This is a genomic window from uncultured Chloroflexus sp. (assembly GCF_937129525.1).
Classification (GTDB): Bacteria; Chloroflexota; Chloroflexia; order Chloroflexales; family Chloroflexaceae; genus Chloroflexus.
Window position 1 is genome coordinate 19,241 of record NZ_CAKZNK010000087.1, and the last position, 20,004, is coordinate 39,244.

At 57.9% G+C, this 20,004-nt stretch carries 16 protein-coding genes; 8 read left to right on the forward strand and 8 right to left on the reverse strand.

From position 1 onward, the window contains the following. Positions 1–4: 4 nt before the first annotated feature. Complete coding sequence (locus Q0650_RS10915; RefSeq protein WP_298818967.1) at positions 5–778, reverse strand: PP2C family protein-serine/threonine phosphatase; 774 nt, start codon at positions 776–778, stop codon at positions 5–7. 123 nt (positions 779–901) lie between these two features. Between Q0650_RS10915 and Q0650_RS10920 the strand changes: the two genes are divergently transcribed. The 6 genes from Q0650_RS10920 to Q0650_RS10945 all read left to right on the forward strand — a co-directional run bounded on the left by Q0650_RS10920 (position 902) and on the right by Q0650_RS10945 (position 11,150). Then, positions 902–2,398 carry an aldehyde dehydrogenase family protein gene (locus Q0650_RS10920; RefSeq protein WP_298818861.1) on the forward strand — a complete coding sequence of 499 codons (1,497 nt, stop codon included), beginning with the start codon at positions 902–904 and terminating at the stop codon, positions 2,396–2,398. 177 nt (positions 2,399–2,575) lie between these two features. Continuing rightward, the gene (locus tag Q0650_RS10925) at positions 2,576–3,634 is read left to right on the forward strand and encodes a PotD/PotF family extracellular solute-binding protein (protein ID WP_298818862.1); all 1,059 of its coding nucleotides are present in this window, start codon (positions 2,576–2,578) and stop codon (positions 3,632–3,634) included. A gap of 18 nt (positions 3,635–3,652) precedes the next feature. Beyond that, positions 3,653–6,442 carry a response regulator gene (locus Q0650_RS10930; RefSeq protein ID WP_298818864.1) on the forward strand — a complete coding sequence of 930 codons (2,790 nt, stop codon included), beginning with the start codon at positions 3,653–3,655 and terminating at the stop codon, positions 6,440–6,442. Between the two features lie 17 nt (positions 6,443–6,459). Beyond that, positions 6,460–6,837 (forward strand): response regulator, encoded by a 378-nt coding sequence (locus tag Q0650_RS10935; protein WP_298818866.1) that lies wholly within the window; start codon positions 6,460–6,462, stop codon positions 6,835–6,837. A gap of 251 nt (positions 6,838–7,088) precedes the next feature. Then, positions 7,089–9,413, forward strand: coding sequence for a transglycosylase SLT domain-containing protein (locus Q0650_RS10940; protein WP_298818868.1), 2,325 nt, complete (start codon positions 7,089–7,091; stop codon positions 9,411–9,413). Positions 9,414–9,647: 234 nt separating this feature from the next. After that, on the forward strand, positions 9,648–11,150 hold the full coding sequence (locus Q0650_RS10945) for an STAS domain-containing protein (protein ID WP_298818870.1): 1,503 nt from the start codon (positions 9,648–9,650) through the stop codon (positions 11,148–11,150). A gap of 62 nt (positions 11,151–11,212) precedes the next feature. Here Q0650_RS10945 and Q0650_RS10950 read toward each other — a convergent pair whose 3' ends face one another. Together Q0650_RS10950 and Q0650_RS10955 are read right to left on the reverse strand one after the other, a co-directional pair. Continuing rightward, complete coding sequence (locus Q0650_RS10950; RefSeq protein WP_298818872.1) at positions 11,213–12,820, reverse strand: ABC transporter ATP-binding protein; 1,608 nt, start codon at positions 12,818–12,820, stop codon at positions 11,213–11,215. Between the two features lie 16 nt (positions 12,821–12,836). Then, positions 12,837–14,036, reverse strand: coding sequence for an aminotransferase class V-fold PLP-dependent enzyme (locus Q0650_RS10955; RefSeq protein WP_298818874.1), 1,200 nt, complete (start codon positions 14,034–14,036; stop codon positions 12,837–12,839). A gap of 766 nt (positions 14,037–14,802) precedes the next feature. Between Q0650_RS10955 and pth the strand changes: the two genes are divergently transcribed. Then, positions 14,803–15,369, forward strand: a complete 567-nt coding sequence (pth, locus tag Q0650_RS10960; RefSeq protein ID WP_298818876.1) for an aminoacyl-tRNA hydrolase — start codon at positions 14,803–14,805, stop codon at positions 15,367–15,369. Between the two features lie 87 nt (positions 15,370–15,456). Continuing rightward, positions 15,457–15,993 carry a peptide-methionine (S)-S-oxide reductase MsrA gene (gene msrA / locus Q0650_RS10965; protein ID WP_298818878.1) on the forward strand — a complete coding sequence of 179 codons (537 nt, stop codon included), beginning with the start codon at positions 15,457–15,459 and terminating at the stop codon, positions 15,991–15,993. Positions 15,994–16,046: 53 nt separating this feature from the next. Here msrA and Q0650_RS10970 read toward each other — a convergent pair whose 3' ends face one another. The 5 genes from Q0650_RS10970 to Q0650_RS10990 all read right to left on the reverse strand — a co-directional run bounded on the left by Q0650_RS10970 (position 16,047) and on the right by Q0650_RS10990 (position 19,998). Further along, positions 16,047–16,619: a CDP-alcohol phosphatidyltransferase family protein gene (locus Q0650_RS10970; RefSeq protein ID WP_298818880.1), complete on the reverse strand. Its 573-nt coding sequence runs from the start codon at positions 16,617–16,619 to the stop codon at positions 16,047–16,049. A gap of 10 nt (positions 16,620–16,629) precedes the next feature. Continuing rightward, entirely contained in the window at positions 16,630–17,292 is a 663-nt protein-coding gene (locus tag Q0650_RS10975; RefSeq protein ID WP_298818882.1) for a DUF4013 domain-containing protein, read from the reverse strand. 225 nt (positions 17,293–17,517) lie between these two features. Then, a complete protein-coding gene (locus Q0650_RS10980; RefSeq protein WP_298818884.1) occupies positions 17,518–18,243 on the reverse strand; it encodes a DUF4013 domain-containing protein in 726 nt (241 codons plus the stop codon). Continuing rightward, on the reverse strand, positions 18,243–19,430 hold the full coding sequence (locus Q0650_RS10985) for a CinA family nicotinamide mononucleotide deamidase-related protein (protein WP_298818886.1): 1,188 nt from the start codon (positions 19,428–19,430) through the stop codon (positions 18,243–18,245). The genes Q0650_RS10980 and Q0650_RS10985 overlap by 1 nt, the downstream gene beginning before the upstream one ends. A 139-nt stretch (positions 19,431–19,569) precedes the next feature. Continuing rightward, positions 19,570–19,998 (reverse strand): hypothetical protein, encoded by a 429-nt coding sequence (locus Q0650_RS10990; RefSeq protein ID WP_298818888.1) that lies wholly within the window; start codon positions 19,996–19,998, stop codon positions 19,570–19,572. Positions 19,999–20,004: the final 6 nt, after the last annotated feature.

Below are 20,004 nucleotides of genomic sequence, written 5' to 3' on the forward strand. Positions count from 1 at the left end.
CCGACTACATATCCTGAGCTTCACCGTTAGCGGGATCATCAGGCGGTTCATAGTAACCAGTCGCAATAATCGGCGCACTCACCGTCATGCGGCGCAACCCGGGCGCATCACCGCATGGCAAGACACCGAGCACGACGATACTCATATCATCAGTGGGTTGACCCTCGTCGAGCGCAAGCGCTTGCTGCATGATGCTATCAACCAGCGTCTGCGGATCGCGCCCCTCGCGCGCTGGCCATGCAGCCAGATAGTTGGGTAAGCCCAAATCCTCGCCCCGCCGCTCACCTGCTCGCAGCAACCCATCGGTAAACAAGACCACGTAGGTATACGCCGCAATCGGCAATTCGCTGATCTGTGGCCGGATCAACGGTTGCAACCCGATTGGCGTCGAGGGTGCATTAAAGCTCCGCAATCCCTGCGGAGTCAGGACAAAAAATGGCACCGGGTTATGGCGTGTAACCAGAATCTTGTTGCCGGCAAAATCGATCGAGAGAATATTCAGCGTCGCCGCCACCTTTCCCATGCGATAGGTATACAGATAGTCATGCACTGCGCGCGCCACTGCCCCATCGCGCGCGCCATCCTTCAGCAAAGCGATCGCTCGCGTCGCCACCAGATGGGAAATCGTTTTGGCCCTTCGTCCGCTACCCTGTCCGTCAACCAGCACAAACGAAAACCCGCCGCCCGGTCGCTCGATTGTCTCGATCGTCTCGCCACTCTCGATCTCGCCATAGCGGGGAATTTTGGCAACTGCAACACGCATTTCCAAATTTGCCATCATTGACATCCCCTCTCGATCGCTCAATATCCGTTACAGCATACCATAATTTGCCGCATGCTATAATCAAGATGTTAATGCACAACCAGTCTGAAGTTTACTTTTATGTCAAGGAGGACGAAGATGTCCGCACCGCGGATCTTTCACAACCTGATCGGCGGCGAATTTGTGCCTGCCCAGAGCGGAAAAACCTTTGAGCGCCGCAACCCGGCTGACACGCGCGATCTGGTCGGTGTCTTTGCCGATAGTGACGAGCGTGATGTCAATGCGGCGGTTGAAGCCGCTAAAGCCGCCTTTGCGACCTGGAGCAAGGTACCGGCGCCGAAGCGTGGCGAAATTCTGTTGCGCGCTGCCGAACTACTGCAAGCGCGCAAAGAGCAGTATAGCCGCGATCTGACGCGCGAGATGGGCAAACCGTTGTTTGAGGCTGGCGGCGATATTGTCGAAGCGATTGGGATGGCTCAGTACGCTGGCGGCGAAGGCCGACGCATGCACGGGGTAACAACCCCTTCGGAGTTGCCCAACAAATTTCAGATGAGTATCCGACAGCCAATTGGTGTAGTCGGTCTGATCACTCCCTGGAACTTCCCGATGGCAATCGCCTCCTGGAAGATGTTACCCGCGATTGTCTGCGGCAATACCGTTGTGATCAAACCGGGCGAAGACGCCTCGGTCAGCACCTACAATCTGGTCCAGTGCCTGATGGAGGCCGGCTTGCCCCCCGGCGTGGTCAATATTGTTACCGGTTATGGCCCACGCGCCGGTCAGCCGCTGGTCGAACATCCTGACGTGCCGGTCATTTCCTTTACCGGCAGCACCGACACCGGTCGATTGGTTTACGAGCTGGGCGCGCGTCGGATCAAGCGAGTCAGCCTGGAGATGGGTGGCAAAAATCCCCTGATTGTCATGCCTGATGCCGATCTTGATCTGGCGCTCGATGGGATTGTGTGGGCTGCCTTCGGCACCACTGGCCAGCGCTGCACTGCAACCAGCCGACTCATCGTTCATCGAGCGGTGGCCAAAGAGCTGGTTGATCGCGTAGTTGCCCGCGCTCAATCGCTACGGATTGGCAACGGCCTCGATCCGAACACCGAAATGGGGCCGCTGGTCAACGAGAAGCAGATGCAACGGGTGTTGAACTACATCGAGATTGGCAAGCAAGAGGGAGCAACGCTGCTCTGCGGCGGGTATCGACTGACCGGTGGCGATTACGATTACGGTCACTTCATTGCCCCTACGGTCTTCACCAACGTCACCCCACAGATGCGCATCGCGCGGGAAGAGATCTTTGGACCGGTGCTCAGCGTGATCGAGGTTGATAGCCTCGATGAGGCAGTCGCCGTCGCCAACGACGTTGCTTACGGTCTCAGCTCGGCCATCTACACTCGTGACATCAATGCCGCCTTCCGCGCAATGCAGGCATTGCAGGCCGGTATCGTGTACATCAATGCCCCGACTATTGGCGCCGAAATCCATCTGCCCTTCGGCGGTGTCAAGGCTACCGGTAACGGCCATCGCGAAGCCGGCCCCACGATGCTCGATGTCTTCTCAGAATGGAAGAGCGTGTACATTGACTACAGCGGCGCGTTGCAGCGTGCCCAAATCGACAATGCCGACTAGGGCAAGTCGGTATCTCACAGCGTAACAATGTCGGGGTGGTCGCGATGCCACCCCGACCGTCCACTAGATAAACATATTGTCATCAACTATTAACATGGCAGGTTCACTATCGTAATGGTGTGGCAATTCCGCATAATATGCTGAATTCAGGATGATATTTCTTCGTCAGGGGTCTTTGTGCGATTGTTGCTACCGTTCATCTTGTTTGGCTGCTGCCTGTTCCTGGCCGCATGCGTCACTGCTTCGCCGTCTCCTTCCGTTCCGGCGAAACTGACTATCGCCGGCTGGCACGGGTATATGCCGCCAGAATTGCTGGAGGCATTTCAGGCCGAAACCGGCATTATTGTGGAGTACGCAGGCTATGATACGCAGGAAGAAGCAATTGAGCGACTGCGGCAGGGCGAAACATATGACCTCATGGTGATGGGCAATGCTTTCATCTCATCGCTGGTTGCCGATGAGATGATCGTTCCGCTTAACTACGCCAATCTTCCCAACGCGCGTAATATCAGCTTGAATTTCCGCGATCTCAATTTTGATCCCGAGAGCCGCTACTCAGTCATCTATCAATGGGGAACGACCGGCCTCCTCGTTCGCACCGATCTGATTGATCGGCCAATTACCCGCTGGACTGATCTGTGGGATCCGGCGCTCGATGGCAAAATCTTGCTCTGGCCGATACCTCGCGATACTGTCAGCGTGCTGCTCAAATCGCTGAGCTACTCAATCAACACGATTGATCCTGCCCACCTTGAGGCAGCCTTGCAACGCGCGCCAGAGCTGGCGCAACGAGTAAGTATGGCGCCGCCAACAGCCGAGTCTGCAGTTCCATATCTTGTCAGTGGAGAATTCGCAGTCGCGCTGGGCTGGTCATTCGATGCCGTGCAAGCCCGCGATCAGGATGCGCCAATCGCGTACATTATTCCTGCCGATGGCACCATCCTCTGGTTTGATTGCCTGGTGATACCGGCATCCAGCCGAAATCAGGCGTGGGCTGAACGATTTATCGATTTCTTCCTGCGACCAGAGATGAGCGCGCTGGTGACGAATCGTTTGGGCATCGCAACCGCTAACGAAGCCGCTCTGCCGCTCATCGATCCAGTTTTGCGCGCTGATGAGAGCATCTTCCCATCACCAACTGTTTTCCAACGGGCCGAAGCGGAACTGGCCCTTGAACCGGCAATTCAGGCCTACCACAATCGCATCTGGCAGGAGTTTCAAGCCAATCGACCCTGATAGGACTCGGCATATACTATGTCCAGCGAAAAAGGTTCAATCGCGCGTCAACTGCAACATTTGCCACAATCACTCTACCACTACCTGAATACCAGCTTGCAGGTCAAGCTGTCTCTGCTGCTGGCGATGCTGCTGGCCATCATTCTGCTGGGAGCAGGGTACAGCGTTTTCCAATTCGTCGAGTCGATCGAGCAAGAAGGCTGGGCCGGTCGCCAGCGCGAAGCGGCAATCAGCGCCGTCCATACCATTGACGATTTTCTCTTGCGGGCAGAAGATGTGATGAAACTGGTGGGCGCGCTCTCGGTTGAGCAGATTCAGCGCTCCCCTGACCTCTTGCCGGAACTGCTCAATCGGTCGCCGGCATGGATTGAGATCGCTCGAGTTGATGCAAATGGTCAGTTGATCGCCCAGGCTACTCGTGATCGCCCAATCATTGGCAATCTGGTCACTATTCCATTGGCCAACTGGTTTCAACAGGCGCGAGCCGGCCAGCGTTACCTGGGGCCGTTGTTGATTACCGCCGAAAGCGAGCCATACATTGTGATGGCTGTGCCAGCCGCTGATGGTGGTGTCGTCGCCGGACGACTGCGCATGAACCTGATCTGGGAAACGGTTGCCACCCTTCGCTTCGGACGACTAGGAACGGCATTTATCGTCGATGAACAGGGGATCATTATTGCCCATCCCAATCAGCAGGTGATCCTCACTTATACCTCGATGATTGATCGGCCAGAGTTTCGCGATGTTCCACCTGATGGTCGCCAGCGATTTTACATCAACATTTTTGGTGAAGAGACACTAGGAGTTTCGCTCAACATCCCCGGCACGCCATGGCGTCTCTTTAGTGAAGTTCCAGAGAATGAAGCAACCGAACTCTCAACGCGGGCCGGAATCGTCTTCACGTTCAGCCTGATTGTGTTTGGATTAATCCTGCTCGGGACGATGAATTATCTGCTTCACCACATCGTTTTCCGTATCCTGAAGCAGATAGAGCAAGGCGCCGAACGGATTGGCAAAGGCGATTTAAGCCATCCTCTGCCGGTCAGACCCGAACGCGAAGTGGCCCAGGTCGCGCGCGCCTTTAATGAGATGATGCGCCAGTTACAGGAGCGAAATGCGGAAATTGCCCGCCAGACTGCCAGTTTGCAGGCCGAGGTTCAAGAACGACGCCGGGTTGAACGAGAGCTGATTGGCGCGCGCGATGCTGCCGAGGCTGCTTCGCGCGCTAAGAGCACCTTTCTCGCTACTATGAGCCACGAGTTGCGCACGCCATTGACCGCTATTATCGGGTACAGTCAGCTCATGGAACAACTGGCAGCGAAGGGGATTTATGACACGGTGGCCAGTGATGCCAGCCGCATTCGAGCCGCCGGGCTGCATCTACTGACCTTGATTAACGACATCCTCGATATTTCGAAGATTGAGGCCGGACGGATGACGGTGAACGCTGAATATGCCAGCGTCGCCGAGCTGGTGCGCAGTGCGGTTGATGTTGTTCTGCCGCAAATGCAAAAGAACCGGAATCGGCTCCAAACGCATTGCCCGCCCGATATTGGCATCTTGCACAGCGATACAACCAAAGTGCGTCAGGCGTTGATCAATCTGCTCAGTAACGCGGCCAAGTTTACCGAAGATGGCGAGGTGACCCTTACAGTCACTCGCCACCAGCACAATGATCGTGTCTGGTTCCGCTTCGAGGTTGCCGATACCGGAATCGGCATTCCAGCCGATAAGATAGATAAACTCTTCAAAGCCTTTTCCCAGGTTGATGACTCACCCACCCGCAGGTATGGCGGCACCGGATTGGGACTGGCGTTGAGCCAGCGTTTGTGTGAGTTGATCGGCGGTCGCATCACTGTGCAGAGTGTTGTGGGCAAGGGTTCGGTGTTTACAATGGAGATTCCGGCAGAACTCGGTAACGAGTTACCGACGCCAACGCTCATCGAGACGCTTGCGCCGGCATCAACAGCTCCCAACGGAGCAGCGCCATCACCGGTCGAGGCCGACGCATCAGCAAGTAATGCGCTCGTCCTGGTCATCGACGATGACCCGACCATTGGTGATCTCATCCGGCGGCTGGTGCCGGCCAACGATGCATATGTGATAACTGCTGAAACCGGTAGCGAAGGCGCGCGAATTGCGCTTGATCTCATTCCAGATCTGATCGTGCTTGATCTGAAGTTGCCCGACCGCCATGGGCTAGAGGTACTGGCCGACTTGCGATCAAAACCTGAGCTGGCCAATACCCCGATTGTTGTGTTGACGATTGACGAGCAAGCGCAGCGCGGTCTTACCCTGGACGTGGCTGAGTATCTGGTAAAGCCCATCGAACCGCAACGACTGCTTACGGTTGTGCAACGCTACTGTCGCCGCACCGATAAGGGATCTCAGCCCTTAATCCTGGTGATTGAAGATGATCGGGACCTGGCCGAGCTGGTGGCACGAACATTGCGCACTGCCGGATGGCAGACCGAGGTAGCTTTTGACGGCGCTACTGGACTGTCGATGGCGCTCAGTCGCCAGCCTGACCTGATCTTGCTAGACTATATGCTGCCGCAGCTCGATGGCTTACAACTCCTGACGCAGTTGCGATCTCAACCGGCGGGATCGGCTATTCCGGTTATCTTCATGACTGCGCGCGATCTGACAAGTGAGGAACGGAGTTATCTGGCAACCAGCGCAAACGCGATCTTGCGTAAAGCCGATCTGAATATCGAACAGATCGTGGTTCATATCCGACAGATCATACAACCACTATCCACTGCAACACCACAGCAATCAGACATGAATTATCAGCGTTCATCGTGAAAGTGCAGGAATGACTTATGGCGCGAGTGCTAATCGTTGAAGATGACGCTAATAACCGTGAGCTGATCGCCCGCCTGGTAGCACTGATGGGACACGAACCGATTCTGGCCGAAGATGGTGCTCAGGGAGTGGCGCTGGCCCGCAATGAGCTACCGGATCTGATCATTATGGATATGGGTTTGCCGGTGCTCAATGGCTGGCAGGCCACTCACCGGATCAAAGCTTATTCCAAGACCAGCCACATCCCGGTTCTGGCCCTTACTGCATATGCGCTGAATGAAGATCGAATCCGGGCTCTGGCATCTGGCTGCGATGACTACGAGACGAAGCCGATTGACTTTGCCAGTTTTCAGCAAAAGGTAACCAACTTACTGCAAACCGGAGGAAAGAGATAAGTCGCTGTTGTTGAGCATGCAAGAGCGAGCAGTTGATGCTTGATTGTTCTCACAATCCGACCGGTATCTCATCGCAATGCCAGTGAAGGCCAGACCTACGCGATAACGCCGGGTTTGCCACACTGCTTGCCACACCGACATCCACCCGGGCAGTTTAACTACATTCCTCTTCATTGTGCGGCAAATCGCCATCACCGCGCCGTTAACGCCGTTTCTCGTGCTATACTGCTCCAGAACGGAAAGGAGCATCTATGGCGTTGACGCAGTGGCGACTGGTGGGATTCCTGCTGTGCTGCTGTCTGGTTGCGTGCTCAAGCCCGACCGGATTACCTTCCCCCACCACAACCACAACCCTGATCCCTACTCTTCCAACCGAACCGCCGCTGACGCCGGCAGATCTTCTGCAACGCGCGCAAGCTGCCGCTATGATCGGCGATGCTGAAACGCAGGGCGCCGCGCTGAGCCAGTTATTACAGCTCTTCCCCACTGCCGACGAAGCGCCAGCGGCCCGGCTGTTACTGGCTCGCTTATTTGCCGACTATGGCCGGTGGACTTCGACGATAGAGGTGTTGCGACCACTGCTGACCGATCCTGCCACACCGGTCTATGCGCCATCCTTACTGCTCAGCGCGCGAGCGCACGAGGGGGCCGGCTCGCACGCGGCGGCGATCGATGCCTATCAGCGCTATGAAGCGCTCGGCACTCCGCTGGCACCATATGCAGCACTGCGCGCTGCCGCTCAATTTCAGGCCTTACAGCAGTTCGCAGAAGCTGAAACATCCTATCTGCGCGCGGCAACCGGCGACATTGCCATCGGGCAGCGCGCCGCAGCGTATGAGCGGGCAATCGAGCTGGCAGTCGCGCAAGGTCGTCTAAACGACGGATTGGCATACGCGCAAGGAATCCTCGGTTTTGCCGTTCAGCCCAATTACCGATCGCAAGTGCTGGCGCGCGCTGCCGATCTGGCGGCAAGCGCAGGCGACCCGGCAACCGCAAGCGCGTTACGCCGTGACGCGATCGCAACGTATGCCGGCGCAGCGGCAGCCAGCGCTGCCGACGCTCTGCGCGCGGCTGGTGATCCCGCCCTCGACCCATACGCCGCAGCTCAGGCCTACCGCGCAATGGAGCGCTGGCAGGATGCGATTGCTATGCTCGATCAGGCGATTGCGGCTGGTCAAAATGTAGCCGAGGCGCTGCGTCAACGCGGCCTGGCCCGACGCGCGCTGGGTGACTTTAGCGGCGCGCTGGCCGATCTGGCCGCGGCGCGCGATGATGATGCCGGGAGTGACACCAGCCGACAGGCAGCACTCGATTGGATTCAGACTTACGGTCAGAGCGGGGCAACGGCTGAAGCAGCCGCATTGTACCGTCAATACGCGGCTGATTTCCCCACCGATCCGCGCGCGCCGGTTGCGCTCGACCGGGCAGCTCAACTGTATGACCGGTTAGGCGACGAGGCGTCGGCGATGGCCGTCAGGCGCGAACTTGGCGAACGTTATCCGACTACAACACCCGGTATTACTGCGCTCCACCGGCTGGCGTTGAGCCGCTTCGATAGCGGTGATGTTAGCGGAGCGCGCGAAGTCTGGCACCTGCTTGCGCAGCGCGGCGAGGGCATCGGGCAGGCACTGGGCGCATTCTGGGCCGGAAAAACAGCGCAAAGGTCAGGCGATCCCATAGCAGCCGACTACTTCCGCCAGGCATTGCAAGCTGCGCCAGATAGTTACTACGCGGCGCGGGCAGCAGAAGAGTTGGGCGAAGTGCCGGTTAGCATCATCCCGCCCGATGCGCCGATAACCACCGAAGCCTGGAATGCGCTGGCCGAATGGGTACAGACCTGGACATCAACCAACACCGATCAGACGCTGGCTCTAGTAGCCGAGCGAGCCAGATTGCTATATGAGGTTGGACTGTATAGCGAGGCTTTGGGCGAATGGCTCGACGGTTTGCGGCAAGCCGGCGAAACACCCCAACTGCTGCTCGATCTTGCTCAACGCGCTTACCAGGCTGGCGCAACCTACCCGGCGCTGCTGGCGGCTGAGCGGTTGGCGCTGCTAGCGCCGGCAGACGTGGCTGCGCCAACCGCTCTGCGCCGATTGCGCTTTCCTACACCTTACCCCGAACTGGTACAGCGAGAAGCGGCAGCCTTTGGAGTTGACCCGCTCTTGATGTATGCCCTCATTCGCCAGGAAAGCCTCTTCAATCCGGCAGCAACGTCATGGGTTGGCGCCCGTGGCCTGGCGCAGATCATGCCCGACACTGGACGCGGGATTGCCCAGAATCTGGGTGTAACCACCTTCCAGCTCGATGATCTCTACCGGCCTCATGTCAGCATTCGCTTTGGAGCCTTCTATCTCGGTCGTCGGATCAGGGACATGAACGGCAGTCTCCACGGAGCGTTGGCGGCCTACAACGGCGGTTTGGGCAACGCCCAACGCTGGGCAGGTGGGAATGTGGTGCTCGATCCCGATCGATTTGTCGAAACCATTGACTTTAGCGAAACGCGCCATTATGTTTGGGCAGTCTATGCCTTTTATGGAGTCTACCGCGAGCTGTATGCGCCGCCATCAGAGTAATCAGATCAGGGCGAAACCTGATTCGCCCTGATCCAGGCTCGCGATCTTCGCACCTTCCTCCGACTGGCGCAGGATGAATGTTGACATCCTGTCATTGGACAGAGATAATATCGTGTAGCATCCCCATACTTCAGCCACGTCTGCTTCACCGACACTGTTGCCGTCGGTTTCTCCACCGTCGCAGTTTGATGATGATGATTCGCTCGCCGCCGTCTCATAGCAGGTGAATAGACTATGGCGCTCCTGGTCATCTTACTTACGGTCGTTATCCTCACCGCCAGCATCGTGTACGTCCTGCTGCAAGATGCGCGCGCAACTGCCAATCGCCTCTTCGCCCTCTTCACCAGTGCCTCGCTCTTGCTCAGCAGCGCCGGCGCAGTGCGCTTCGCGAGCCGCGATCCGGCTGAGATCTGGCTGCTATCCGGTCTGCTCACAACATTACTGGCGATCATTCACGGGTTGTTAGTCTGGCTGATCATGCTCCTGTTCATGCCACACCGGTATCGACAACCTTCGATCCGTTGGGCAGCATTCGCCCCCTATGCCACCATGACTATCGTGTTAGGAGTAGACTGGTATGGCGGCATTGGCCTGATTGGGCGTGATGTGGCGCTCGCCGATTCGGGCCTTCTCGAATTTGTGCGCGGACCGCTCTTCTGGCCGGTATTTACCCTCTATCTGATCGGGTGCGTCCTGGTGCCGTTGATCATATTGATCACGATTGCTGTGCGGCATCGCTCTGCGCGTGGGCCGGCGCTCTGGCTAACCGGCGGCGCATTCGCAACCTTTCTCACAGGGTATGTATTCCGCGAGGTCGGGCTGCCGGTCCTGACCTATGTCAGTCTCCTGCCACTCCACCTGTCATTCGGTTGGGTTACGCTCCGTTATGGTCTGTTCCGACCATCGCAGATTGCCTTACAGGCGGCGGTAGAAAACCTGCCCGATGGCATCCTGGTGCTTGACAACGAAAGAAATGTGCGTTTTGCCAATCGGGCCGGACAGCATTTGTTGTCGTTACCGCAAGGCAATCTTCAGCGCTTTGAGCAGGTCCTGGTTCAGCTCGGATTTCACGAACAAACGACCGCCACCGATCGAGAACAGGGAGTGCGGCGATTTCACCGCCGTGATGGCGATGAGCGAACGTTTCTGGTTACAGAGGTTGCTGTCGTCGATGAGCAGGGAAAGGCCAGTGTGGTAACGCTCCGCGATGTCACGATTGCCGAACGTCAGCAGGCCGAATTGCTCGCTTCGCGGGCGGCGCTAGCTGAGCGGACAGTCGAACTCGAGCACTCGCTGGAAGAGATTCGGCAGCGCGATGCCCTGATTACCCGCCTGACCTTGCCGCTGATTCCGTTGACCGAAACCGCGCTGGTCGTCCCCCTGATCGGCGCTTTCGATCAAGCTCGTTGTCAGGCCCTGATCCATCTCGTACTCAACCAAATCGGTCAACGAAATGCGCAGACTCTTTTAATCGATCTGACCGGCCTGACCGTTTTCGATCAGACACTGGCGCACGCGCTACGCCAGCTCAGCAATGGCGCGCGCCTGATGGGAGCAACGATGGCATTGTGTGGCGTTCGCCCCGAAGTAGCTGAGGTCATGATCCAGACCGGCAATGCCTGGTCTGATGTGCGCCACTTCGCCACGTTGCAGGATGGTGTAATGGCATTGCTTGCGCCTGCAAGGCGAAACCAGATGAATGCTCAACGCCAGGATGCCGGCATCGAGCCTGCCTGAGCGTAGCGACGCAAGAGAGCAATTGACGCTTCACTCTATTTGCCGCTGCCACAGCAGTCGCCTCAGCCAGGTGATCGCCCTAAACCGGCCAGCGCCTGCGCCACCGTTAACCAGCCTCGTCCCGGAAAGAGTTTGGCTACCTGCGACGAGAAGATCAGGCTGTTACCGAGCAGCTCAGTAGCCGGCCCTTCAACGACCACCTCCCCTTCACCGAGCAATACAACCCGGTCGGCACAAGCGGCGGCCAGTTCGACATCGTGGGTCGCCATAACCACTGTGCGCCCTTCATCGCATAAACGACGCAAGATTGCCGTCAAATCCGCTTTGGCGTGATAATCCAGACCGCGCGTTGGTTCATCGAGCAGAATGAGCTGTGGATCGCCAACCAGTCCGGCGACCAGCGCAGCCCGCTGCGCTTCACCACCACTCAGGCTGCGCGGATACTGCAAACCCAGATGAGCAATGCCCAACCGGGTCAGAGCTTCGGTAATTGCGCTCACAGAAGGTCGCAGCCCACGCCCCCGCATGCTAAAAGCTATTTCGTCGTTGAGAGTGTCGTGAAAGAGCATACTGCGCGGATCTTGCGGCACATAGGCGATCCGGCGAGCCAGCTCTTCGACCGGGATCGGCGCAATATCGCGTCCCTCAATCTCAACCGTGCCAGTAACCGGGCGCGCCAGCCCGATCAGCGTTTTGAGCAGCGTGCTCTTGCCGCTCCCGTTACGCCCCATTAAAGCAACCAGCGCGCCGCGCGGCAGATCAAGGTTCACCCGGTAGAGTGCTTCATGCTGCCCATACTGCACAGTCACGTTCCGCAAGCGCGCCAACGGCGGCGCGCCAGCCCTTGCATTGGCAGTCGGTGTCGTCACTGGCAGATCATTGGGCACAAACCGCCGTCCTTCCTTGATCGTCAGCGGCAACGGTTCCCAACCTAATGCTGCGCCGAGGTGTTGCAGAGGCGGACGCAACTCAATCCGCGCCAGCACTTCCCGCGGCAGACCGAGTTCGATCCGGCCACCCGGCGCCAGATAGAGCATACGGTCGGCGTATTGCACGACTCGTTCCAGGCGATGCTCACACAAGATCACGGTAATGCCGAGATCGGCATTGAGCTTTTGCAGCGCGGTCAAGACCTCTTCAGCGCCATGCGGATCAAGCTGACTGGTCGGCTCATCGAGCACTAATGCGCGTGGTTGCGCCGCCAGCGTAGCCGCAATTGCGACGCGCTGCTGCTCGCCACCACTGAGCGTGGCAACATGCCGATGGCGTAAATGAGCAATCGCCAGTTGATCGAGTACCTCTTCCACCCGCCGCCGCATCACTGCCGGCGGAACGCCTAAATTCTCCATGGCAAAGACGATCTCGTCTTCCACTCGTTCGACTACAAACTGGCTTTCCGGGTCTTGAACCACGAAACCGACCAGGTTGGCCAGATCCCGCGGCTGGCAGGTCAACGTATCGCGACCCCATACACGCACTCGACCACTGAAACGACCGCCGTGGAAGTGGGGCACCAGACCGTTGAGCAGGCGTAAAAAAGTGCTCTTGCCAGCGCCGCTCGGCCCACAGACGAGCAAAAACTCACCCGGCGCGATCTGGAGGGTCACGTCACGCAAGATTGGCGCCGCCGCGCCGGGATAGGTATAACTTACACGGTCGATGTCAATCATAAGCGCCATTCTTTGATCAGGCGAGCACTGCTCGCAGTCCGGCCAGCAACCGGTCGATGTCTGCCGGGCTATTGTACGCCTGAATCGAGATGCGGATCAACGGTTTCCCTTCCCAGATGAAGCATGGCACTTCCACGCGCCATTCACGCCAGAGCCGCGCCTGCACCTGGGTTGGATCGCATGGCGGCAATGGCAACGACCGCATCTGTACCCACCAGCCATTATCATCGGGTGTGAGCGGTGGCAAACCACTTAACGCTAACACGCACTGCGATGCTTCGCGTAACAATGCATGACAGGCCCGGCGCACTGACGGCCAATCGTTGTCCTGCTGAAATTCAATCGCCGCCGGAATGGTGAGTAACGCCGATGGTTCATCTGTCCCCATCCATTCATAATATGCCTGCAACGGGCGTCCTTCAGGATAGGCGAGAAAACTGCCCGACAGTGGTTCCGGCGGTTGCCAGCCCCAACTGACCACCAGCGGTTCAAGCATCGATTGCCATTCAGATCGCGCGTACAAAAACCCTGCCCCCTTGGGCGCGCACAACCACTTGTGGCAATTGCCGCCGTAAAAATCGGCGCCCAATGCAGTCAGATTCAGGTCGATCTGTCCGGGGGCATGGGCGCCGTCAATCACGCTGATGATACCCGCTGCCCGGGCGCGACGACAGATTTCGGCCACCGGCATGATCAGCGCCGTTGGCGATGTGATGTGACTGAGCAAGATGACGCGAGTTCGCGGCGTAACACCCCGCCAGATCTGCGCTACAATCTCGTCAGGCGAGGTGACGGGCAATGTCACCGGGTGATTGACGTAGGTTGCCCCGCGCTGGTGGCAGACGTAGCGCCAGGCCCGTTCGATTGCGCCGTATTCGTGGGTAATCCCCAACACTTCATTTCCTGGTTGCAACGCAACCGAACGAGCGACAATATTAAGCGCATAAGTCACGTTGGGAACCAGCACCAGATCGTTAGCCGCCGCTCCCACAAATGTTGCCACCCGTTGCCGTGTCTGTCGGAGCAATTCGGATAAGCGGCGACCGAGAAACTCGACCGGCTGTGCCTCCAGCGCGCGTTGCCACTGTTGATAGACGGCAAATACCGGACGCGGACAGGCGCCGAAACTGCCATGGTTGAGAAAGGTCATATCGCGTCGGAGCAGAAACTGTTCGGCGAGCCTGGGGATGGGCAGTGATTCAGTGGTTGTAGTCATACCATCATTCCTTATCGGTGGAACCTGACCGATACCATGTTCACCAGAAATGGCATCAGGTCAAGCGGTTTGATCTGGTCGCGATTGAACGTTCGGAAATTCCTTGACAGCATTGTTGTTTTGGTAGATACTGCCGACGGCGTATCTGGCGCCTGCACAATCAGGAGATGGCAAACTATTCCGCTGTGATCGTGTCAGGCGATATGGCTGCCTCACCGGTGGCGGCGCCGCAGAACGCGCGGGAAATGAACGCATTATAAGGTGTCGGCGTGAGATGATTTCCAACGAACCCTAACAGTCACCAGGCCGCTCCGGGCAACGCCGTGCCTGGGTATCACCAGGTCGTTGCTCACCGCGCAGAGAGGAAGGAACAGCGCGCAAACGATAACCGGGCACGGGCAGGTAACGAAGTATCCTCCCCACTGCCAGATGGGTAGACCGGAGCCGGCACACTGCTGAGCAAAGTGGCAGGCGCTGACGGCGCGCTACCACCAGTAGAATAATCCGCCCAGGATCAATACGCTGCGCATCACCATCGCCGGCAAATCATAGCGCACTACAGGCCAGGTCGCAATACCTGCCTGCAACGCAGTTCATCAACCTCCTGCAAGAGGGGATACATCTGCTGGAGCGTCAGCTCGCCGACAAGTAAGTTGAACCGGGCAGTCGCGCCGATGTGATTGTTAGCGCGAGGCATAGAACGCGCAACGACACCTGCTCTATCCGGTGCGTAGTCGGCGCAGAGTTCGTTTAAGGATGGAAGACAATGTGGCTAATCGTCGGATTGGGCAATCCGGGAGAACGTTATGCGCGCACCCGCCACAATATTGGCTTTCGCAGCGTTGAAACGCTGGCTGAACGGCATGGACTGACCTTTCGCAACCAGCGCGCAAACAGCGAGATTGCCGAAGGCAACATTCGCGGGCAACGAGTAGCTCTGGTCAAACCACAAACCTACATGAACCTGAGCGGGCAGGCTGTCGCTGCTTTGCGCGCCTGGTACAAAATCGATCCGGCGCGCGAGCTACTGGTCATTTACGACGATCTTGATCTCCCCTTTGCCAAACTGCGTCTGCGCGAACGGGGCAGCGCCGGCACTCACAACGGCATGCGCTCAATCGTCGCTCAACTGGGCACTACCGAATTTCCGCGGTTGCGGGTTGGTATCGGTCAACCGCCGGGCAAAATGGATGCTGCCGATTATGTGTTGAGCCGTTTCACGCCCGCAGAAGAAGCGATGTTGCCCGATCTGTTAACCCGGATCGCCGATGCAGTTGAGGTTGTCTTGAGTGAAGGGGTGATCACCGCAATGAACCGGTACAATCCGTTGTAGCGATTTTGTGCGATCAGGCGTTATCGGTTGGCAATCTGAGGTAGACTAACATAGGGAAGAACGAATTGGGCCTGATAAGGAGTCGTTATGCCTCAAGAGTTAGCCACGTTAGCCGGCGGTTGTTTTTGGTGTCTTGAAGCAGTTTACGATCAGGTGATCGGCGTGCAGGATGTTGTATCCGGGTATATCGGCGGGCACGTCCCTAACCCTACGTATCGACAGGTCTGCGATGGCAACACCGGCCACGCCGAGGCAGTGCAGATCCGGTTTGATCCGGCTCAGATCAGCTATCGTGAACTGCTCGAAATCTTCTTTAGCATTCACGACCCAACCACGCTCAATCGGCAAGGCGCCGATATTGGCACTCAGTATCGCTCGGCCATCTTCTACCATTCAGACGAGCAACGACAGATTGCCGAACAACTGGTACGTGAACTGACCGAACAAAAGGTGTTCCGCGACCCGATCGTAACCGAAATCGTGCCGGCGACCACCTTCTACCCCGCCGAAGATTACCACCAGGAGTATTTTGCCCGTAACCCTTACCAGCCCTACTGCCAGTTTGTGGTTGCGCCCAAAGTGGCGAAGTTCCGCAAGCTGTTTGCCGGGAAGGTGGCGCGCTAAACCTCCTGGCTTGAAGGCGCAACACCTGAGCGCATAAGCACCTTGTTGCGCCTTCACTCTTGCGTTTCAGGGCGGTGTTCATTGCGCATAATCTGCACAAAACGCCAGCCGTACTCTACAAACGAAATACTGAACGGCACTAGCGCGGCGTAAAGCGCCGGCTTCCCCCAACGCGATCCTCCGGCAAGGTAGAGCAGCGCAACAATCGTCATCGCCAGCGTGGTCAACTTGCCGCTACTCTGCGCGGTAGTGATATGAGCTTTGCGGCGTAGCACAATCAACCCGGCCAGCAAAATACCGACATCGCGGAAGATGAGCAGCCCGGTTGCCCACCAGGGGAAACCGCGGGTGCGCGAAAGCATCACCGCTGCCGAGTCGATCAACACCTTATCGGCAATCGGATCGAGGATCTGCCCTAACTTTGAGACCTCGCCTCGCCGTCGCGCAATCGGCCCATCGAGCGCGTCGGTCAACATAGTGATTGCCAGTAACACCAATGCCCGCTTGCGGCGATCAGTGCGCTGCATGTAGTAGATCGTCGCCGGCAAGAGCAACAACCTGCTGATTGTGAGCAGATTTGAAGGGTAGAGAAACTCGCGTGGATCGATGAGGTCACGGAGCGCCATAACCTTCTCCTCACTCTTGCAACAATGGCGATGAGACCTGGCGAACCGCTTGCCCAAGGAGATGACCGAAGACCAGCGCTGCGTAGGCCGTTGTAAACAGCGCACCGATGACCAATCCGACTGCACCCATACCGGCGACAACATTGCACAGGATCGAAAGCAACCACAACACCAGCCACTCAGCCGGATTGCGCTGGAACAATGACAGAACGCCGCCTATCTGCAAGGCGGATCCCACTGTGCCGGAGGCCACGTAATTTCCACTACCGACGATCAGCAAGACCTGAATGATGACTGAGAGAGGCAGAAGCAGAACGTTGAGACACAGCACAGTTACTACCAATATCCCAGCCGCCGTTTGATCGTTACCGGTTGCTACAACTACCGCGACTGCGAAACATACAAACAGACAGACAAGCAAAAAGACCGGCAGATAGTAGGTGATGGCGATAAGCGCCCCCTTCAGACCTTCACTAAACACTAAACCGAACTGATTGAGACGGGGCAGCGGACGATCATGACCACTGACGACTGCGCGGGCAACAAACAAGACACATCCCAGAGCGGCAATTTGCCCGATGACAGGCACCAATTGCAGCAATCCCACCACCAGGACAGGCTGCCACCAGTCAGGATCATCGAAAACAAAGCTAAAGGCGCGTGTGACATTCATTGAGGTGCTCCGGTTCTTGCTTGTTGCCTTAATCTGTGAAGGCTGGCGAATCTACCGGTTATCGGCGACGAAGCAACCAGGTCGAGGCATCCCGACCAGGTAAACAGGCTCTGTCAAGCACAGCTTGCGCCGTGAAGCTGGCTCAACAGATCGGTCACTGAAAAGGACGATCCAGACTACGCCAATGATCGCTTCCTGGCGTCAACTGTACCATAAGATAGCAGATTATGCGCGCTGCGTCATCTGCGCCTGTCGTTCAGCAGCTACATACAGTTGCGCGCCAACCAGTTGGGCGAAGACGCCGGCGCTGCATACCAGCCAGCCGGCCAATCCGATCACGACCAGTGGCGCATTGAACGTGATCAAAAGACCGGTCATAAGCGCCAGTAACGCTGCTGGCAGATAGGCGGCCAGGCTGGCCAGGCGAGCGCGCCAGAAGAAGATGCGGTAGGGCGCGCTCAAAGCCCGGCGAATCGTTTCGAAACTGAGCGCGCGTTCAATCTGGCCCTCTTCGGCAAACAGGAGCCGGCCAATCGGAGCCACCCCGATCATAAAGAAGCATAACCAGACCAGCCCCATCAGGGCCAGGATAGTATTGATGACCGGCGCGAGCAATGCAGTTTGCGCTGCCAGCGCAAGGAACAGACCACTACAACCCAGGATAAGGCCGCCGATCATCAACGGCAGCAGAAAGAAGGCCAGATCGATCAGGAGGGCAAAAATTCCGGTCAACGCTCGCAGCGTCCAATCACGCCATGGCGGCAGAGGTAGCGGGTAACCACGGCGAGTATTATCATAACTCTCCATGATGAACCCAACTGCCAGCGGCAACCCGATGATCGTTATGGCCAGCGCGCCATGGAGCAGGCACTTACGCCACCAGGTTGGATCACGCCAGATCAGCTCAACCGCAGCGCGAAGCGTGGTAGGAGGAGGGAGCGGCGTATACACTACTCAGATTCCCCGGCCAGATAGCGGCGAAGTAGATCGAGCGCCGCTGTGCCGATAAACTCACGACCATCACCCGAGCGCAGATCGAAGGGACGGGTAAGCCGGCGTTCACCTCCCGGCGCCAGCAGGACGAAAGCGACCGGAGTGAAACCCTGCTCATCGTGCCCGCTAGCCGGTTGCACACCTAACCCCAGATGACTCTGCCAGCGGTCAGCAACCGAGGCCGCGCCAGCCGCAGCCAGATCCGATGCTGCCAGCGCATCTGCCGGACGGTCAAGCGGATGGATTTCAACTCCGCGCAAATACTGCTCAATGTCAGGCGCGGCCAGCAGAGCGCGCAACACCGGCCCCTGGAGGATCCCTTCGTACAGCGCCAGCGTCAACTGCCGTTCCCGCAGGAGACGGGCCACCACGACCGGCAACTCCTCTGTGCCCAGCAGATAGGGGCCGAGCCGTTCACGAATGATCGCCTCGGTCTGCGCAATCATCGCCTCTGCTTCGGCCTGACTCTCGGCGCGAGCGCCGATGCGGAGTTCGTACCGCGCCCGCTTGGCCGAAATACCAACGGTTGGATTGGCCTGTTGCATCAGATCGGCGATCCGCTCACCGATGACACTCTCTCCCAGACCAACTGCATGCAGTGTGCGCACGAGAATGACCGTCGTGACCCCTCGCTCCTCACGCAGATACGGGATCACTACCGTCTCAAACAGATAGCGCATCTCACCCGGCACGCCAGGCAGAACGATCACCGTCCCGCGTTCATCCTCGATCAGGAAAGCCGGCGCAGTCCCGCGCGGATTGGGGATGACCCGCGCCCCCGCCGGCACATAGGCCTGACGCCGGTTACTTTCACTCATCGGACGATTCATCGCAGCGAAGCGGGCCGCAATCTGATCGAGCAATTCCTGATGAAACTCAAGCGGACGGTTGAATACGGATGCCACCGCTTCGCGGGTAACATCATCGAGAGTTGGGCCAAGACCACCGGTACAGATAACCAGATCAGAGCGTTCCAGCGCCTCGCGCACTGCCGTCGCGATCCGCTCAACATTATCGCCCACCACTGTCTTGCGATAGACATTGACGCCAGCGGCAGCCAGTTGACCGGCCAGGTAAGCGCTGTTAGTATCAACTGTTACGCCCAGTAACAATTCTGAGCCGATCGCGATAATTTCGGCATCCATAGCTCATTCCTCTGGCGCACAAAGACACAGACATGCTGTGCCACTCACAATGCCGAAACCGGGAGGATAACAGAGTAACTGGGCGGCGCGTAGAACGCTGCCCATTGCCTCTGAAACGCTGCGGTATCTGCGATTCACATCATGCCAGCGGTTCTGATGGCGGCTGAGGTGGTTCGCTGATCCGTTTGCGATACTCGCGCCACAATTCTTGTTCACGCTGAGCAGCGGCGCGCTGCCCGGCAGCGATAGCAGCTCGCAATCGCTCGGCAAACGACTGCCGTGTTACTCCGGCCCGCGCCACGAGCGCCTGGCGAATATCGCCACCTGAACGCGGATTGAGCAAGGCTACCGCAGCTACGCCGATAACGGCGCCAATCAGGACGCCGGCAATAAACGCGCCGGTTGCCGATGCGGTTTGGCGTTCGTGTTCGCGGCGTAACGCTGCAAGCAGGCGCTGCGCCGCTTCACGCTCAGCAGCCAGCGCCTCGAAGGTGGCGGCGCGTTCGGAATGGAGCGCTTCGGCGAACCGGCGCGCGACTTCGGCAATCGCATCGTTCTCAACGGTCATCGGGAA

Excerpts from the sequence above, each read along its gene's own strand:
- Q0650_RS10935 (WP_298818866.1), top strand. The coding sequence starts at position 6,460 with ATGGCGCGAGTGCTAATCGTTGAAGATGACGCTAATAACCGTGAGCTG.
- Q0650_RS10955 (WP_298818874.1), bottom strand. The coding sequence starts at position 14,036 with ATGACTACAACCACTGAATCACTGCCCATCCCCAGGCTCGCCGAACAG.
- Q0650_RS10940 (WP_298818868.1), top strand. The coding sequence starts at position 7,089 with ATGGCGTTGACGCAGTGGCGACTGGTGGGATTCCTGCTGTGCTGCTGT.
- Q0650_RS10985 (WP_298818886.1), bottom strand. The coding sequence starts at position 19,430 with ATGGATGCCGAAATTATCGCGATCGGCTCAGAATTGTTACTGGGCGTA.
- pth (WP_298818876.1), top strand. The coding sequence starts at position 14,803 with ATGTGGCTAATCGTCGGATTGGGCAATCCGGGAGAACGTTATGCGCGC.
- Q0650_RS10950 (WP_298818872.1), bottom strand. The coding sequence starts at position 12,820 with ATGATTGACATCGACCGTGTAAGTTATACCTATCCCGGCGCGGCGGCG.
- Q0650_RS10930 (WP_298818864.1), top strand. The coding sequence starts at position 3,653 with ATGTCCAGCGAAAAAGGTTCAATCGCGCGTCAACTGCAACATTTGCCA.
- Q0650_RS10975 (WP_298818882.1), bottom strand. The coding sequence starts at position 17,292 with ATGAATGTCACACGCGCCTTTAGCTTTGTTTTCGATGATCCTGACTGG.
- Q0650_RS10990 (WP_298818888.1), bottom strand. The coding sequence starts at position 19,998 with ATGACCGTTGAGAACGATGCGATTGCCGAAGTCGCGCGCCGGTTCGCC.
- msrA (WP_298818878.1), top strand. The coding sequence starts at position 15,457 with ATGCCTCAAGAGTTAGCCACGTTAGCCGGCGGTTGTTTTTGGTGTCTT.
- Q0650_RS10915 (WP_298818967.1), bottom strand. The coding sequence starts at position 778 with ATGGCAAATTTGGAAATGCGTGTTGCAGTTGCCAAAATTCCCCGCTAT.
- Q0650_RS10970 (WP_298818880.1), bottom strand. The coding sequence starts at position 16,619 with ATGGCGCTCCGTGACCTCATCGATCCACGCGAGTTTCTCTACCCTTCA.
- Q0650_RS10920 (WP_298818861.1), top strand. The coding sequence starts at position 902 with ATGTCCGCACCGCGGATCTTTCACAACCTGATCGGCGGCGAATTTGTG.
- Q0650_RS10945 (WP_298818870.1), top strand. The coding sequence starts at position 9,648 with ATGGCGCTCCTGGTCATCTTACTTACGGTCGTTATCCTCACCGCCAGC.